At 69.6% G+C, this 13,716-nt stretch carries 15 protein-coding genes and 1 pseudogene; 11 read left to right on the forward strand and 5 right to left on the reverse strand.

Features of this window, described 5'->3' with window-relative positions:
• Nucleotides 1-2: 2 nt before the first annotated feature.
• The 7 genes from ABUW04_RS15020 (at nucleotide 3) to ABUW04_RS15050 (ending at nucleotide 6,297) form a co-directional block, all read left to right on the forward strand.
• Nucleotides 3-950, forward strand: a complete 948-nt coding sequence (locus ABUW04_RS15020) for a carbohydrate ABC transporter permease (protein WP_051726656.1) — start codon at nucleotides 3-5, stop codon at nucleotides 948-950.
• Nucleotides 947-1,882, forward strand: a complete 936-nt coding sequence (locus ABUW04_RS15025; protein ID WP_051726657.1) for a carbohydrate ABC transporter permease — start codon at nucleotides 947-949, stop codon at nucleotides 1,880-1,882. Before ABUW04_RS15020 ends, ABUW04_RS15025 begins: the two co-directional genes overlap by 4 nt.
• A 107-nt stretch (nucleotides 1,883-1,989) precedes the next feature.
• On the forward strand, nucleotides 1,990-2,769 hold the full coding sequence (locus tag ABUW04_RS15030; RefSeq protein WP_380565069.1) for a DeoR/GlpR family DNA-binding transcription regulator: 780 nt from the start codon (nucleotides 1,990-1,992) through the stop codon (nucleotides 2,767-2,769).
• 315 nt (nucleotides 2,770-3,084) lie between these two features.
• Nucleotides 3,085-4,263, forward strand: a complete 1,179-nt coding sequence (locus ABUW04_RS15035) for a hypothetical protein (RefSeq protein WP_380565071.1) — start codon at nucleotides 3,085-3,087, stop codon at nucleotides 4,261-4,263.
• Between the two features lie 137 nt (nucleotides 4,264-4,400).
• Complete coding sequence (locus ABUW04_RS15040; protein WP_380565072.1) at nucleotides 4,401-4,877, forward strand: hypothetical protein; 477 nt, start codon at nucleotides 4,401-4,403, stop codon at nucleotides 4,875-4,877.
• A gap of 54 nt (nucleotides 4,878-4,931) precedes the next feature.
• Entirely contained in the window at nucleotides 4,932-5,864 is a 933-nt protein-coding gene (locus ABUW04_RS15045; RefSeq protein ID WP_380565074.1) for an SDR family oxidoreductase, read from the forward strand.
• Nucleotides 5,865-6,012: 148 nt separating this feature from the next.
• Nucleotides 6,013-6,297, forward strand: a complete 285-nt coding sequence (locus ABUW04_RS15050) for a hypothetical protein (protein WP_063757734.1) — start codon at nucleotides 6,013-6,015, stop codon at nucleotides 6,295-6,297.
• Between the two features lie 232 nt (nucleotides 6,298-6,529).
• Here ABUW04_RS15050 and ABUW04_RS15055 read toward each other — a convergent pair.
• Nucleotides 6,530-6,760: pseudogene (locus ABUW04_RS15055) on the reverse strand (IS1380 family transposase); the annotation flags it as partial.
• Nucleotides 6,761-6,881: 121 nt separating this feature from the next.
• Nucleotides 6,882-7,772, reverse strand: coding sequence for a helix-turn-helix transcriptional regulator (locus ABUW04_RS15060; protein ID WP_380565075.1), 891 nt, complete (start codon nucleotides 7,770-7,772; stop codon nucleotides 6,882-6,884).
• A gap of 182 nt (nucleotides 7,773-7,954) precedes the next feature.
• Between ABUW04_RS15060 and ABUW04_RS15065 the strand changes: the two genes are divergently transcribed.
• Both ABUW04_RS15065 and ABUW04_RS15070 read left to right on the forward strand, forming a co-directional pair.
• Entirely contained in the window at nucleotides 7,955-8,878 is a 924-nt protein-coding gene (locus tag ABUW04_RS15065; RefSeq protein ID WP_380565077.1) for an alpha/beta hydrolase, read from the forward strand.
• Nucleotides 8,879-9,121: 243 nt separating this feature from the next.
• The gene (locus ABUW04_RS15070; protein WP_380565079.1) at nucleotides 9,122-9,649 is read left to right on the forward strand and encodes a GNAT family N-acetyltransferase; all 528 of its coding nucleotides are present in this window, start codon (nucleotides 9,122-9,124) and stop codon (nucleotides 9,647-9,649) included.
• A gap of 4 nt (nucleotides 9,650-9,653) precedes the next feature.
• On the opposite strand, the gene ABUW04_RS15075 is transcribed toward ABUW04_RS15070, so the two are convergent.
• The gene (locus tag ABUW04_RS15075) at nucleotides 9,654-10,007 is read right to left on the reverse strand and encodes a winged helix-turn-helix transcriptional regulator (protein ID WP_030267046.1); all 354 of its coding nucleotides are present in this window, start codon (nucleotides 10,005-10,007) and stop codon (nucleotides 9,654-9,656) included.
• 69 nt (nucleotides 10,008-10,076) lie between these two features.
• Between ABUW04_RS15075 and ABUW04_RS15080 the strand changes: the two genes are divergently transcribed.
• A complete protein-coding gene (locus ABUW04_RS15080; protein ID WP_380565080.1) occupies nucleotides 10,077-10,637 on the forward strand; it encodes a carboxymuconolactone decarboxylase family protein in 561 nt (186 codons plus the stop codon).
• A 206-nt stretch (nucleotides 10,638-10,843) separates the two neighbouring features.
• The gene (locus ABUW04_RS15085) at nucleotides 10,844-12,400 is read left to right on the forward strand and encodes an HNH endonuclease signature motif containing protein (protein WP_380565082.1); all 1,557 of its coding nucleotides are present in this window, start codon (nucleotides 10,844-10,846) and stop codon (nucleotides 12,398-12,400) included.
• A 263-nt stretch (nucleotides 12,401-12,663) separates the two neighbouring features.
• Here the strand turns inward: ABUW04_RS15085 and tsaA are convergent, their stop codons facing one another.
• Both tsaA and ABUW04_RS15095 read right to left on the reverse strand, forming a co-directional pair.
• Entirely contained in the window at nucleotides 12,664-13,068 is a 405-nt protein-coding gene (gene tsaA, locus ABUW04_RS15090) for a tRNA (N6-threonylcarbamoyladenosine(37)-N6)-methyltransferase TrmO (RefSeq protein ID WP_380565084.1), read from the reverse strand.
• Nucleotides 13,069-13,195: 127 nt separating this feature from the next.
• Complete coding sequence (locus tag ABUW04_RS15095; protein WP_380565638.1) at nucleotides 13,196-13,711, reverse strand: MarR family winged helix-turn-helix transcriptional regulator; 516 nt, start codon at nucleotides 13,709-13,711, stop codon at nucleotides 13,196-13,198.
• Between the last annotated feature and the right edge of the window lie 5 nt (nucleotides 13,712-13,716).

Raw genomic sequence — 13,716 nt, forward strand, 5'->3', positions numbered from 1 at the left:
CTCTGCGACCGACACGCAGGCTCTCCGGACGCGACCGGGTGGTGGTGGGGCTGCTGCTGGGCATCCCGCTGCTGCTCGACCTGGCGTTCGTGTGGTTCCCCGCACTGGCCACCGTGCTGCTCTCGTTCACCAAGTGGAACGGCGTCGGCGACCTGCACAACAAAGCCTGCCTGCCCAACGTCCCGTCCATCCTCAACAACGGCTGCCTGTACGGCATCCAGAACTACCACCAGGCCGTCACCATCTACCCGGAGTTCTGGCCGGCGGTCCGGCACAACCTGATCTGGCTGGCCGTCTTCATCCTCTTCGCCACCCCGCTCGGGATGCTGTTCGCGGTGCTCATCGACCGCGGCATCAAGGGCAGCCGGATGTACCAGAGCATCCTGTTCCTGCCGGTGATGCTCTCGCTGGCGCTGATCGGGATCATCTGGGAGTTCGTCTACTCGCAGAACCTCGGTCTGATCAACACCGTGATCGGACGCAACGGCAACAACAACGCCATCGACTGGCTCGGCAATCCGCACCTCAACCTGTGGGCTGTGCTGGTGGAGGCCACCTGGCGGCAGGCCGGCTATGTGATGGTGCTCTACCTGGCCGGCCTCAAGGCCGTCGACCCCACCCTGCGCGAGGCGGCCGTCGTGGACGGCGCCAACGCCTGGCAGACCTTCTGGCGCGTGATCTTCCCGGTGATGCGGCCGATCAACGTGGTCATCATGGTGGTCACCGTCATCGAGTCGCTGCGCGCCTTCGACCTGGTCTACATCACCAACAAGGGGATCAACGGCCTGGAACTGCTCTCGGTACTGGTCACCTCCAACATCGTCGGCGAGACCCAGCGGGTGGGCTTCGGCTCGGCCCTGGGCGTGGTGCTGCTGGTGATCTCCCTGGTGCCGATCTGCATCTTCCTGTTCCAGACGTTCCGCAGTGAGAGCCGTGAGGGGCAGTCATGACCACCGACTCCAGTCTTTCGGGGAGCCTCCCCCAGGTCAGGGCCGCGCAGCCGAGCGGCGCCGGACGCCGCGACAAGCCGCGGCCCTGGGGCCAGATCGCCTCTCAGGTGTTCCTGATCAGCGCCTCGGTGCTGTGGCTGCTGCCGATCCTGTTCGCGCTCTACATCGCGCTGCGGCCGTACTCGGAGACCACCAAGTACGGCTACGTCTCGCTGCCGCACTCGCTGACGCTGAAGAACTTCACGGACGCCTGGAGCTCCTCCGGGATGCCGCACTTCTTCTGGAACTCGGTGCTGATCACGGTTCCGGCCGTGGTCATCGTGCTGGGCCTGGCCTCGGGCGTCGCCTTCGTGCTGACCCGGGTGAACCTCAAGGTCAACGTGGCGCTGCTGATCCTGTTCACGGCCGGCAACCTGCTGCCGCAGCAGGTCATCATCACCCCGCTGTACCGGTTGTACCTGCTCATCCCGCTGCCGTCGTTCCTCAGCGACAGCGGCCTGATGTACAACTCGATCACCGGCCTGGTCGTCATCAACGTCTCCTTCCAACTGGGCTTCTGCGTCTTCGTGCTGAGCAACTACATGAAGTCGATCCCAGAGGAGATGTACGAGGCGGCACTGGTCGACGGGGCCGGCCTGTGGACCCGCTTCTGGCGGCTGACGGTACCGCTGTGCCGTCCGGCGCTGGCGGCCCTGGCCACCCTGCTGACGACCTGGATCTACAACGACTTCTTCTGGGCCATCACCCTGATGTCGTCCGGCGACAAGCGCCCGGTCACCTCGGCCCTGGCCAACCTCCAGGGCCAGTTCGTCAGCAACCAGAACCTGATCGCGGCGGCAGCCATGATCGCGGCCGTGCCCACCCTGGTGGTCTACATCCTGCTGCAGAAGCAGTTCATCGCGGGGCTGTCGCTCGGTTCGAGCAAGGGTTGACCGCGATTGCCACCGCTTCCGCCGCGAGAGCAGCCACCGGACCCGCCGGACCCACTGGACCCGCCACCACCACCAGAGCCGTTACCGAATGCGACGGGGGGCGAAAGGTGCTGCCCAGGCAGCGTCAAGGAGCGATCCTGGACGAGCTCCGTGCCAGGGGTGAGGTGGACATCGCCGAACTGGCCCTGCGGCTCGGCGTGTCGGAGGCCACGGTACGACGGGACCTCGGCGTACTGGCCCGGCAGGGGCATCCGGTGCCGCTGCGCCGCGCGGCGGCCCCCGCCCCCAGGGCGGCCCCCAGCGGGACGGCCACCCACCCCCAGGCCGAGCAGGAGGCCATCGCGGCGGCGGCCGCCGGGCAGGCCCGTCCGGACATGACCATCGGCCTGTCCGGCGGGACCGCCGTGCACAAGCTGGCGGTACACCTGCGCGAGCTGCCCGGTCTGACCGTGGTCACCAACTCCCTGGTCACCGCCACCATCCTGACCCGCTCGGGGCGCGGCCGGGCCCGTCCCACGGTGATCCTCACCGGCGGCTACCGCACCCCCGACAACGACCTGCTGCACGGTCCGGTGTCCGCCCTGGTGCTCCGCAGCATGCGGCTCGAACTGGCCTTCCTGGACTGCGCCGGCCTCGACGGCCCGCACGGCGCGAGCACCGACTCGCTCGCCGACAGCGACACCCGCCGCGCCCTGGTCCAGGCCGCCGCCCAGACCTGCGTCCTCGCCACCGCCGCCCAGTGCGGCCGCACCGCCCTCAGCGTCTTCGCCGGCCCCGAGGAGATCGACTTCATCGTCACCGCCTCCGCCGGCGACCCCTCCCCCGAGCAACGGTCAGTGCTCAGACAGGCCAGGGGCGCGATCTGCGTGGACCTGGGCCCGGCCTGACGCACCGCCATGGGTGCCGATTTCTCTTTTCACTGCCTTTCCATGCCAAAAGGGATTTAGGCAGCAGTAGCGGCACAGACGGGCCGACAGTGAAATCGGGCGCGGCGTGACTCTCATCCAGTTCTTGTCATATACACGTCCAGGCCCTACGATCACCGAAGAGATTCCGGGGGAACACGGGGGATTACGGGGGATTACGGGGATTCGCTGCCTCTATGAGGCATGCCGCGCTCAATTCACCCTTTGCTGTCCTTCTCGGGATTTCGCTGCACGGGTTCAACTCCGCACTTCGCCTCGTTCGAATAGGGAGCAACCATGCACAGGTCCGAAAATCCCGATCCCGCCGCACCTTCCTCGGCCGTCAGGACCCGGGAAAAGCGTCGCGCGGCCCTCGCCGTCGGAATTCCGACCATCTCCATCGCGGTGGTGCTGTCCACCCTCGCCTTCGGGAGCCCCGCCGCCAGCGCACGGGTGCTGGCACCGGCCGCCTGCGTCAACGCCGTCCGCCCCGACGCCACCCCCGGCTGCGGCAGCAGTTCGGCCACGGCTTCGGCCACGGCCACCGCGTCGGCCAGTTCCAGCGCCAGCGCGACCGCCTCGTCCAGCCTCTCGCCCCTGCCGACCCCGAGCGCCACCGACTCCACCGTGGCCGGCGTCAGCGTCGGATCGGACGGCTGGATCTCCTACACCGACGGCCAGGCCACCGCACTCGGCGTCACCGGTTCCACGGTGACCACCATCGACGGGACCGTGGACGCCGACGGAGCCTGCAACTTCGACGACTCCGCGACGAGCACCGCGGCCGGCTCGACCTACCAGGAAGAAGTCGGGTTCAACCCGACCACCTGCCAGGACCGCATCCTCACCGGGTCCATCACCACCGCGGCCGAGGCAACCCTGGTCTCCCCCGACGACACCAACACGGTCGCCGAGACACCGCAGACGGCGACCGACACCGAGGCTGCCAGCGACGCCGTCTCCGCGCTGGCTCCGCCGTACGACACCGCCGGCACGGCCCAGACCGACGGGGCCGACGCCAGCACGGCGCACTACAGCTCCGCCCACACCAAGACCTCCTGGATCGACCCGGTCAACATCACCATCACCTCGCTCACCACCAACCTGCGGTGGCCGCTGTACGGCGCCGGAGGATCCCTGACCGGGCGCAACAACGCGTACAAGTTCAAGTACGACGGATGGTCGACCTCCGGCACGCCGTCACCGGTTCTCAGCGCCGTCTCCGGAGGCTGGACCACCAGCGGCGCCGAGACCTTCAAGAACAACGACTTCGAGTACTACGTCCTCGCCACCTTCGGCATCGCCGGCTGGGCGGCCTGCGGCTACAGCACCGCAACGGCCGTCTTCAAGCACAGCGTGCACGTCTACGGCTACAAGAGCGGTGGCTACGGCTACAGCTGGTACGACACCAGGTCCGGCGGCTGCTCGAACCTGGTGCACCACCGGGACTCGGTCGGATACGGCTGGACGTCGTAGGAATGCACCTGCCCCGCAGGCCGCACCCCGTCCGCCGCCGCACCCCGCGGTGGACGGGGGCGCGCGCCCTCATCGCTTCCGTCCTTCTGGCCGCCTCCGCCGGCTGCGCATCGGCGGTGGCTGCGCCCGGTGTCGCCGTGTCCGGCGCAGGCGCGTCCGGTTCCGCTGCGGCAGGCGCCCCGCAGCTTCCGGGGGCCGTCGCCCTCGCCTACACCGAATACCTTTTCACCGGTAATCTGAACCAGGCGAGTTCACTGGTCCTGCCCAGCGACCGAAACATCATCAAGGTCTTGTTCGCCGGGTTGGGCGCAGGCTCCTTCCGGACACAGAATCTGGCGGTCGGCTCCGTCGCCACGAAAGGCGGCGCGGCGACCGTCATTCTGACCGGAGAAATCTGCAGTTCCGGACCGGTCTCCAAGAACGGCACGAACACTGCCCGCCCTAACCAGAAGTGTCAGGACAACAAAGACCCGAAATCCGCCAATCCGGCCTTCCGGGTATCCCTCTGCGACAGCGCGCACACGTGGTACGTCTGCTTCCCCCTGCCCAGTGCGACCGGCGGCGAGGAGGCGTCCAGTACCGCCGAAGCGACTGTCTCGGCGACCCACGGCTGAAAACCGACGGCGCGCCCCCGGGGGCGCGCCGTCCCCGCCCTGCGAGGAGAGACCGTGAGTGATCCGGACAGCTCGACCGGACTGCCCCTCGATGCGGTCACCGGAGCCTTCGGCTACTCCGGCGGAGCCATCGCCGCGCAACTGCGCGCGTCCGAACGCCGGGTACGCACCCTGACCGCCCACCCCGGACGGGCGCCCGCCGGTACGGACATCGAGGTCCGCCCGCTCGACTTCGAGGACCGCCTCCGACTCACCGAAGCGCTGCGCGGGGTGGACACCCTCTACAACACCTACTGGATCCGCTTCCAGCGCGGAGCCCTCGACCACGCCACAGCCACCGCCCGGTCGCAGGTCCTCTTCCAGGCCGCTTCCGACGCCGGGGTGCAACGCGTCGTCCATCTGTCGATCACCCACCCCGGGACCGACTCGCCGTACAGCTACTTCCGCGAGAAGGCCCGCACCGAAGCCGCCCTGGTCGACACCGGTCTGCCCCACACGATCCTGCGGCCGGCCATCCTCTTCGGCGGTTCCGGGGTCCTGCTGAACAACATCGCCTGGCTGCTGCGCCGCCTCCCGGTGTTCGCCGTCGGCGGGGACGGCAGCTACCGCATCCGCGGCATCCACGTGGACGACCTGGCCCGCCTCTGCGTCACCGAGGGCGCCCGAACCGGCAACGCGGTCCTGGACGCCGTCGGACCGGAGCGCCCGACCTTCGACGAACTCGTCCGCAGCACCGCACAAGCGGTCGGCAGCCGCGCCCGCATCGTCCACGTCCCGGGCGCGCTGCTCACGCCGGTGTCCACGGCACTCGGCCTGCTGCTCCGCGACCGCCTGCTCACCACCGACGAGTACCATGCCATGTCCGACGGCCTGGCCGACACCGACGGCCCCGCCACCGGCACCACCCCCCTCAGCACCTGGCTCCGCCAGGAGGGCCCCACCCTCGGCCGCCACTACGCCAACGAACTCACCCGCCACTACCGCTGAGGCGAGGCCCTGCGCATGTTCGGGTGCCTAGTGGCGGTGGTCATCGGCCACTCCTTGCAACCGGAGTGGTCAGTCCGTATCCTCTAATCGGAGTCACCAGTCCGATTCCAGGGTCAACGGATTCCACAGCTACGGGATGGGGACCGGCATGTGGCAGGCGGTACTGCTCGCGTTTCTGGCCGGCACACTGGCCGCCAATGCATATCCTCACTTCGCCAAGGGCATCGCGGCGGAACGGTTCCCGACCGTCTTCGGATCCTCCCCGGTAGTCAACGTGCTCGCCGGCTGGACGGGCCTGGCGCTTGCCGGGCTATGTCTTTGGGGCGCGCATCCAGTGCGGCATCCCGGCTGGGCGCTGCTCGGCATGGCCGTCGGTGCGCTGCCGATGGGTCTGTTCCACGCCACCGGCCGCACGATCGGCGCTCGCGACTGAACCCACCCCAGCCGCCAGGTCGGAACCGGCTCTTCGACAAAACCGTTGCCGGGTAAGCGATCGGGCGGTGTGTCGCGGCCGGGCATCGCGCGGCCACCGCACGATCATCAGGTGCTGTGTAGGGGAGGGTACGGAGACGGGTACAGCCACCGTTGATCATCGTGAGTGTGCTGCTACTAGCCTCCGCGTTTCAGCTGGGGTCGAATGAGCCGTGCTCGTCGTCGCGAGGGCGGTCGCGGATGGCTTCGCCGCCGTCGGCGAGCATGACCGCCAGGTCCACGGTCACGCGGCCGGGATCATGCCCGGTGCCGCGCGGGCGCAGTTGGCGCAGAGCGTTACTGAAGGCGCCGGTGAGGCCGGTGGAGTCGGCCAGGTCCGCGAGCAGGCGCGAGCCAGGGTGGCTGACCACCCCGCGGCCGTCGGACGAGACTATGAGCTTGGGACGTGACCGAGGGGCGTGCACGCAGAGATTGCCTTCATGCCGGTACTACGGAGACCTTGGAAGGGCCCTATCGTCCCAGCTCAGAAGGCATTGTTACTTTTTCGATCATGATTCGGGCACAGCTGCGGGCGTGCGGCGCGGGCTAATAGTGGCGGCTTCGGTTCGTGGTGTGGTCGTCCGGTTGTGCGGACCACGGGAGGAGGAAGCGCAGTGCTTCCTGGGAGGGGGAGTGTGGTGGGGCCGTGTAGGCGACCAGTTGCTGGTCGGGCTGTGTGTCGACGCCGAACTGCTGGACGTCGAGGGTCACGGTGCCGATGACCGGGTGGCGGTAGGTCTTGGTGAGCTGCCTGGGCCCGCGGACCTGGTGGCTTGCCCACCAGGTCCGGAAGTCCGGGTCCCGGACGGTGAGTTCGCCGACCAGGGCGGTGAGCGCCCGGTCGTCGGGGTTGCGTCCGGCCTCCATCCGCAGGACCGCGACGCACTCGCGGGCAGCACGTGGCCAGTCCGCGTACAGGGACCGGTAGGCGTCGTCGAGGAAGGTCAGCCGGATCAGGTTGCGCTCAGGTGCGGGAAGTGCGGCGAAGTCGGTCAGTAGGGCCGCCGCGCCCCGGTTCCAGGCCAGCACGTCCATACGCCGGTTGAGGACCATGGCGGGGATGTCGTGCATACCGTCGAGCAGCTGCTGAAGTTGCGGGTCGACCCGCTGCCCGGCGGGCTGTCGGGCGGGGGCGGCCTGCGTGACGTCGGCGACGGTGAACAGGTACGCGCGTTCGTCCGCGGCGAGTTGCAGTGCGTCGGCGAGGGCGTCGAGGACCGGGCGGGAGACCCGGCGGGTCCGGCCCTGTTCCAGTCGTACGACGTAGTCGATGCTCACGTGTGCGAGCTGGGCCAGTTCCTCCCGGCGCAGGCCCGGTACCCGGCGCAGGCGGCCGTCGTCGGGAAAACCGCAGCAGTGCGGGTCCAGGGCGGCGCGGCGGGCGCGCAGGAACTCGCCCAGGTCATTGCCGCCTGGAGGACTGCCGGGGTTTTCCATGGTTCCCAGTGTCCGCCAGACTGCAGCCGCGTGCCTGGTACTGGTCTGCACAGGCAGGACCCTCCCTGGCATCTCGTTCCGGGCGGCGCGACGGTGGTGGAAGTGGCCGACGGACTCGACGCGGTCACCGGATCCCGCTCCAGGAGCGGGCCCGCCCCCTTCCCTGACCGGAGAGCACCACCATGAAGACGGACGTCACCTTTCCCAGCGCCGGCCTGAAGCTCGCAGGCCACCTCTACACCCCCGACAACGACACCGGCGGCCCCCGCCCCGCGATCGTGGTGGGGCATCCCGGCAGCGGTGTGAAGGAACAGGCCGCCGGCCTGTACGCGCGGCGCCTGGCCGAGCAGGGCTTCGTCACCCTCGCGTTCGACGCCGCCTACCAGGGCGAGAGCGAGGGCGTTCCGCGCGGCCTGGAGGACCCGGCCCACCGGGTGGAGGACATCAAGTCCGCGGTCTCCTTCCTCACCACCCGCGACGAGGTCGACCCCGAACGCATCGGGGCACTGGGCATCTGCGCCTCCGGCGGGTACGTGCTTCCCGCCGCCGCCACCGACCACCGCATCAAGGCCGCCGGCACCGTCAGCGCCGTCGACATCGCCCGCCAGTTCCGCCTGGGCGCCGACGGTGCGCAGGACCCCGCCGTCATCCAGGGCATGCTCGACGCCGCTGCAACCGCGCGTACCGCCGAAGCCCATGGCGAAGGTGTCCCGAGCTTCCAGCTCTTCCCCGACACCGCCGAGCAGGCCCGCGCCCTGGGCGGCCGACACGGCGTCGAGGGCTTCGAGTACTACCGCACCGACCGCGCCCGACACCCACGCTCAGCGACGTCCCTCACCTGGTCCAGCGTCGACCGCATGACCACCTTCGACGCCTTCGGCTTCGTCGACCTGATCGCGCCCCGCCCGCTGCTTATGATCGTCGGAAGCGAAGCGGTGACGTCCTGGATGGCCGTGGAGGCGTTCCAGCGCGCTCGCAGCCCCAAAGAACTGCACTGGATCGACGGAGCCAGCCACGTCGACCTCTACGACAAAGAGCAGTACGTCAGCCCCGCAGTCTCCAAGCTCACCGACTTCTTCAAGATCCACCTGGCCAAGGCCAAGTAAACCGGCCGTCCTGAGCACCACAGCACAGCGGCGCAGCCACGAGGCGGCTTGCAGCGGCGCCACTGGCATGAGAGCGGGGATGCCGAGCCCGGAACCCGCACCCGGAAGGTGCCTCTGAGTCCGGGCTGCACAGACCTCGGGCAAGCCTGATCGTCAAGGTCAGAAGGTACTTGCTTCCCCAATACGTTCCGGACACAGTCGCAAGTGAAACGCCGATCATGGAACCCCGAAGGGACGGCCGTCATGGTGCTTGGAAAACTGGTGAAGCTGCGGCCGATGGAGCCGTCGGACGCCGATGCGTTGTGGCGCTGGAACCACGACCCCGAGGTGATGCGCTGGATGCAGGACGGGTACGCCCAACCGCTGGCTCAGGTCAGGAAGCGGTTGGAGGAGCGGCCGAGGAACTCGTACGGCGACCTGCTGCTGGGGATCGAGACCCTCGAAGAGGCCCAGCTCATAGGCCTGGTCCACTTGGGCGACGCCGAGCCGGAGACCGGTTGCGCCGAGCTCGACATCTACCTCGGCGAGAAGGAGTACTGGGGACGCGGCTACGCGACCGACGCCATGCGGACGATCTGCCGCTACGGCTTCGAGAAGATGCGCCTGCACAAGATCATGCTGACCGTCGTCACCGAGAACCACGCCGCCCACCACATCTACCAGAAGGTCGGATTCGTCGACGAGGGCAGGCTGCGCCAGGTCTTCCGACGAGACGGCCAGTGGTACGACGTGTTCACCATGGGCCTGTTGGAGGGCGAACTCCGCGACTGAGGCCCTACGGGCGGACCCGAACTGACGCGGCGTTCTCGTCCGCCCAGCGTTGGCTCCAGGCGTTCAGCGGGCGGAGTGCGTCGACGAGGTCCTCGCCGAGTCGGGTGAGTTGGTAGCCGTCGCCGTGCATGGTCAGCAGGCCGGCGTCGGTCAGTTCGTTGAGCCGGGTGTTGAGCACGCTGGAGGACATCCGCTCGCATCTGCGCTGCAACTCGCGGAAGCCCGCCGGAGACTGGCTGAGCTCCCACAGGATGCGCAACGCCCAGCGCCGTCCGAGGAGGTCGAGTGCGGCCATGACGGGACGGCCCGACTCGGACCCTCGCACCGGTACGCCCGGCCGCGGCGTTCTGCTGTCCATGCACCCATCCTTGCGCTTCGGTTGTCGAAGCAGCATAGTGCTTCGACAACCGAAGCAGAGGAGAGGTGCATGCCGCGCATCGAACCGCTCGAACCGCCGTACTCCACGGAGATCGGCCAAGCCCTCCGCAGATGGATGCCGCCCGGCGTGGCGCACGAGCCGCTCGCACTGTTCCGGGTGCTGCACCGCAGTCCGGAGCTGGCCTCCCGCATGTTCGCCGTGGGCTCCGGGCTGCTAGGCCACGGCCTGCTCCCCGCTCTCGACCGGGAAATCGTCATCGCCCGGACGACCGCCCGCGCCGGCTGCTCATACGAATGGGGCGTGCACGCCGCGGGCTTCTCGCGCCAGGTCGGACTCAGCCCCGAACAGCTGCGGGCCACCGCCGACACGGACCCGACAGCCAACGCCACCTGGCAGCCACGGCATGAGGCACTGCTGCACGCTGTCGACGAGCTGCACGACACCGCACACCTCTCGCACGAGGCCTGGGCACCCCTGCGGAGCCACTACGACGAGGCCCAGCTGCTGGAGTTCCTGGTGCTGGCCGGCTGGTACCGGACCATCAGCTACCTGGCCAACGGCCTCCTCCTCGACGAGGAATCCTGGGCCACCCCGTTCCCGCCCAGCTGACCTCGATCAACAACCGATCGTCAATTTGGAGCACTGGCGTTTCCCTCTTGGGGGTGATGGTGGGGTTGGGGGTGGTGGGGGAGAATGGGGTTATGGACGCCCTGGTCTTCGGGGGCGAGGCGATGGTTGACGCGGCGTCCGGTGCTGGCCCTTCGGTCGGCCAGGCAGTGTCGTCCCCTCCCTCCTCCCCCGCGCAACCCTCCCCCTTGTCGGCCCACACGGTGGGTGGCGGTGAGGCGATCCAGGCTGCGACCGGGCTGGACTGGTCGACCGGCTGGCGGGAGCAGGTCGCCCAGGAGGGCGCCGGGGTGTCCGGGCGCAACGGTGGCGTGGGCGGGATGCTCACCGACGCCTCAGGGTGCTCGGTGCGGGCCGGTACGCCGGTGTCCTCGCGTACCGCCGTCCTGCCCGATCCGCTGCGCTCGGTGCCGGGCCGGCCGCAGGCGATGCTGGCGGCGCTGGCCGGGCAGGACCAGGAGGCCCTGCGTGCCACCGGCGCGCTGGCCCTGGGCGAGCAGGTCCTGGCCCTGCTGCGGCTGGGCGAGATGCTGGAGGCCGAACTGCTGCGGCGGGTGGCGGTCTTCGACGCCATGGACGGCGCCACCGTGCTGCGCTCACGTTCCACCGGCGGCTTCCTGGCCACCCACGGCCAACTCGCCAGCACCGCCGCGCGGCGCTTGACGGCACGGGCCGGTCAGCTGGCCGCGGTGCCCGCGGTCCGCACCGCACAGGCCACCGGGACCCTCAGCGCCGACCAGGCGCAGGTGATCGCCCGTCATCTGGCGCCGGTGGACGATGTCCAGGCCCGCGGCCAGGCCGAGGAACTGCTGCTGGCCCACGCCCCGCAGCTGCACCTGTCCCAGCTGGCCCGCGCCGCTGAGGAGGTACGGGTGCGGCTGGTGGCCGAGGAGGAACCACCCCAGGACCAGGCCCCGGCCGTATTCCAGTCCTGGGTGAAACTCTCCGCCACCGGAACCACCGACCGCCCGTTCTGGGTCCTGTCCGGCGAACTGGAGGCCCTGGCCGGGGAGCGGCTGCGGACCGCCCTGGAAGCCGCCGCCGGCCCACCGAAGACCGAGGACCCGCGCACCGGCGCGCAACGCCTGGGTGATGCGCTGGCCACCGTGGCCGCACTGGCCCTGAACACCGGCACGCTACCGGTCACCGGCGGCACCCGCCCCCACCTGACCCTGATCGCCGACCTGGACACCCTCACCACCCCCCACCCACACCACCATCACGACGGACCGGTCCAGGACCCGCTCCCCAACCCGGAGCACCCCGGTGACCCGCTGGCCGGACTGCTGGCCCCACCCCACGGCGCCTTCACCACCCGCGGACTGCGCCTGGACACCGCCACCGCACGCCAACTGGCCTGCGACTGCACCCTGCGCGTACTGCTGACCCGCGGCCAGGGCCGACCGCTGTCCATCGGCCGGGCCTCGCGCACCATCCCCCCGCACATCCGCGACGCGGTCACCGCCCGCGACCGGCACTGCATCTGGCCCGGCTGCCAGCGGCCACCCTCCTGGTGCGAGGGCCACCACGCCATCCACTGGGCCGACGGCGGACCCACCTCCGTCGACAACATCACCCTGCTCTGCCCCGAACACCACCACGACCTGCACACCACCGGCTGGAACCTCACCCAACAACCCAACGGCCACTACACCGCCACCCCACCCCCCAACACCCCCACCCCACCCAACACCCGCATCCCCCCACCACCCACCCGGCACAGACACACCACCACCGCCGCCTAAACAGCCCGATTCTGGAAGCTGGCGCAGTGCGCCTTGCCACTACCGGCAGGCCGCTCGCCGGCGGGCATGGGCACAACCCCCTCCGAGGTACGGCCTGTTGACGGCGCGGCCGGGTTCCCTTCCGTCGGTCAAACTGGGGGAACCCGTGTCTGACGACGAGTCCGCTGTTGCTCCACCGCCCGGGCCAAGACCCCTGGCTCCGACCTACCGCCGTTGTGGTACCTGAAGTCCGGGCCCGACTCTCGCCCATCTGCAGGACGGCGTCAGCGGTCCGGGGTGAGCAGGGGTTTGACGTCCAGGATCGGGGTTGCGTCGAGGGCTTCGAGGTTGCGGACGTGCACGCGGGTGCCGGCGACGGCGAGGATGTGGACCTCGTGCAGGCCGATCGGATTGGGACGGTCAGGGCTGCGGGTGGCGAAGACGCCGGCGCGCGGCCGGGCGGCCTCGCCACGAGGGTGGACGGTGAGCGTGTCGCGGTCGGTGCGGTCGAGCCAGGTGAACAGGAGCACATCGGCGCCCGGGACCAGGCCGTCCAGGGCAGGGGCGTAGCAGTCGTCGAAGACCAGCCAGGCGTCGGGAGCACCCTCGTCCGGCTGTCGAGGTGCCGCCGCCCGCTCTGCCAGCACCGACTCGACGTGCCCGATCACGCGCAACGTGTACTCGCTCAAGAGCCCTGGTTCCTTCCCCGGCAGGCATTCCACGGTCACGCCGACGCTACCGGTCAATCGACCGGCAGACGAGCCGGTTCGCTGGTCTGCTCACCCTGGTGCGGGTCCGGATCCAGGGTCGCCGTCGTCACCCGGGGTCCAGCTGGCGCCTGACGTCGACCGTCAGCTTCTCCAGGAGGTCGACCAGCGCCGTACGTTCCTCCGGTGACAGGGAGCTGACGAGTTCCGCCTCGCGGCCCAGGACCGCGTCGACGGAGCGTTCGATCAGGGCGTGGCCCTCGGCGGTGAGAGTGACCAGGACCGTGCGGCGGCCTGTGGTTCCGGGGGTTCGGCGGGCCAGACCCTCGTTCTCGGCCCGGGCCACGCGTTGGGAGATCGCGCCTGCGGTGACCAGGGTGAGTTCGGCCAGCTCACGGGTGCTCAGGGTGTAGGGCGGTCCGGAGCGGCGGAGCACCGAGAGCAGGTCGAGGGTGGCCGCGTCGATCCCCGCTTCGCGCAGCACGCGGTTGCGGTCGTCGGCGAAGAGCTTCGCCAGGCGCCAGATCGGGGTCACGATCTCGATCGACTCGGTGGGGGTACCCGGACGCTCCCGCTGCCAGGCGGCGGCAATCCTCGCGGCGGGATACGGGGTCTCGGACGCCATCGACA

Source organism: Streptacidiphilus jeojiensis (assembly GCF_042510965.1).
Classification (GTDB): Bacteria; Actinomycetota; Actinomycetes; order Streptomycetales; family Streptomycetaceae; genus Streptacidiphilus; species Streptacidiphilus jeojiensis.

Bases quoted from the DNA above. Each gene is read 5' to 3' on its own strand.
- ABUW04_RS15025 (WP_051726657.1), top strand. From the start codon at position 947: ATGACCACCGACTCCAGTCTTTCGGGGAGCCTCCCCCAGGTCAGGGCC.
- ABUW04_RS15075 (WP_030267046.1), bottom strand. From the start codon at position 10,007: ATGGACAGCAGAACGCCGCGGCCGGGCGTACCGGTGCGAGGGTCCGAG.
- ABUW04_RS15080 (WP_380565080.1), top strand. From the start codon at position 10,077: ATGCCGCGCATCGAACCGCTCGAACCGCCGTACTCCACGGAGATCGGC.
- ABUW04_RS15050 (WP_063757734.1), top strand. From the start codon at position 6,013: ATGTGGCAGGCGGTACTGCTCGCGTTTCTGGCCGGCACACTGGCCGCC.
- ABUW04_RS15060 (WP_380565075.1), bottom strand. From the start codon at position 7,772: ATGGAAAACCCCGGCAGTCCTCCAGGCGGCAATGACCTGGGCGAGTTC.
- ABUW04_RS15035 (WP_380565071.1), top strand. From the start codon at position 3,085: ATGCACAGGTCCGAAAATCCCGATCCCGCCGCACCTTCCTCGGCCGTC.
- ABUW04_RS15070 (WP_380565079.1), top strand. From the start codon at position 9,122: ATGGTGCTTGGAAAACTGGTGAAGCTGCGGCCGATGGAGCCGTCGGAC.
- ABUW04_RS15095 (WP_380565638.1), bottom strand. From the start codon at position 13,711: ATGGCGTCCGAGACCCCGTATCCCGCCGCGAGGATTGCCGCCGCCTGG.
- ABUW04_RS15065 (WP_380565077.1), top strand. From the start codon at position 7,955: ATGAAGACGGACGTCACCTTTCCCAGCGCCGGCCTGAAGCTCGCAGGC.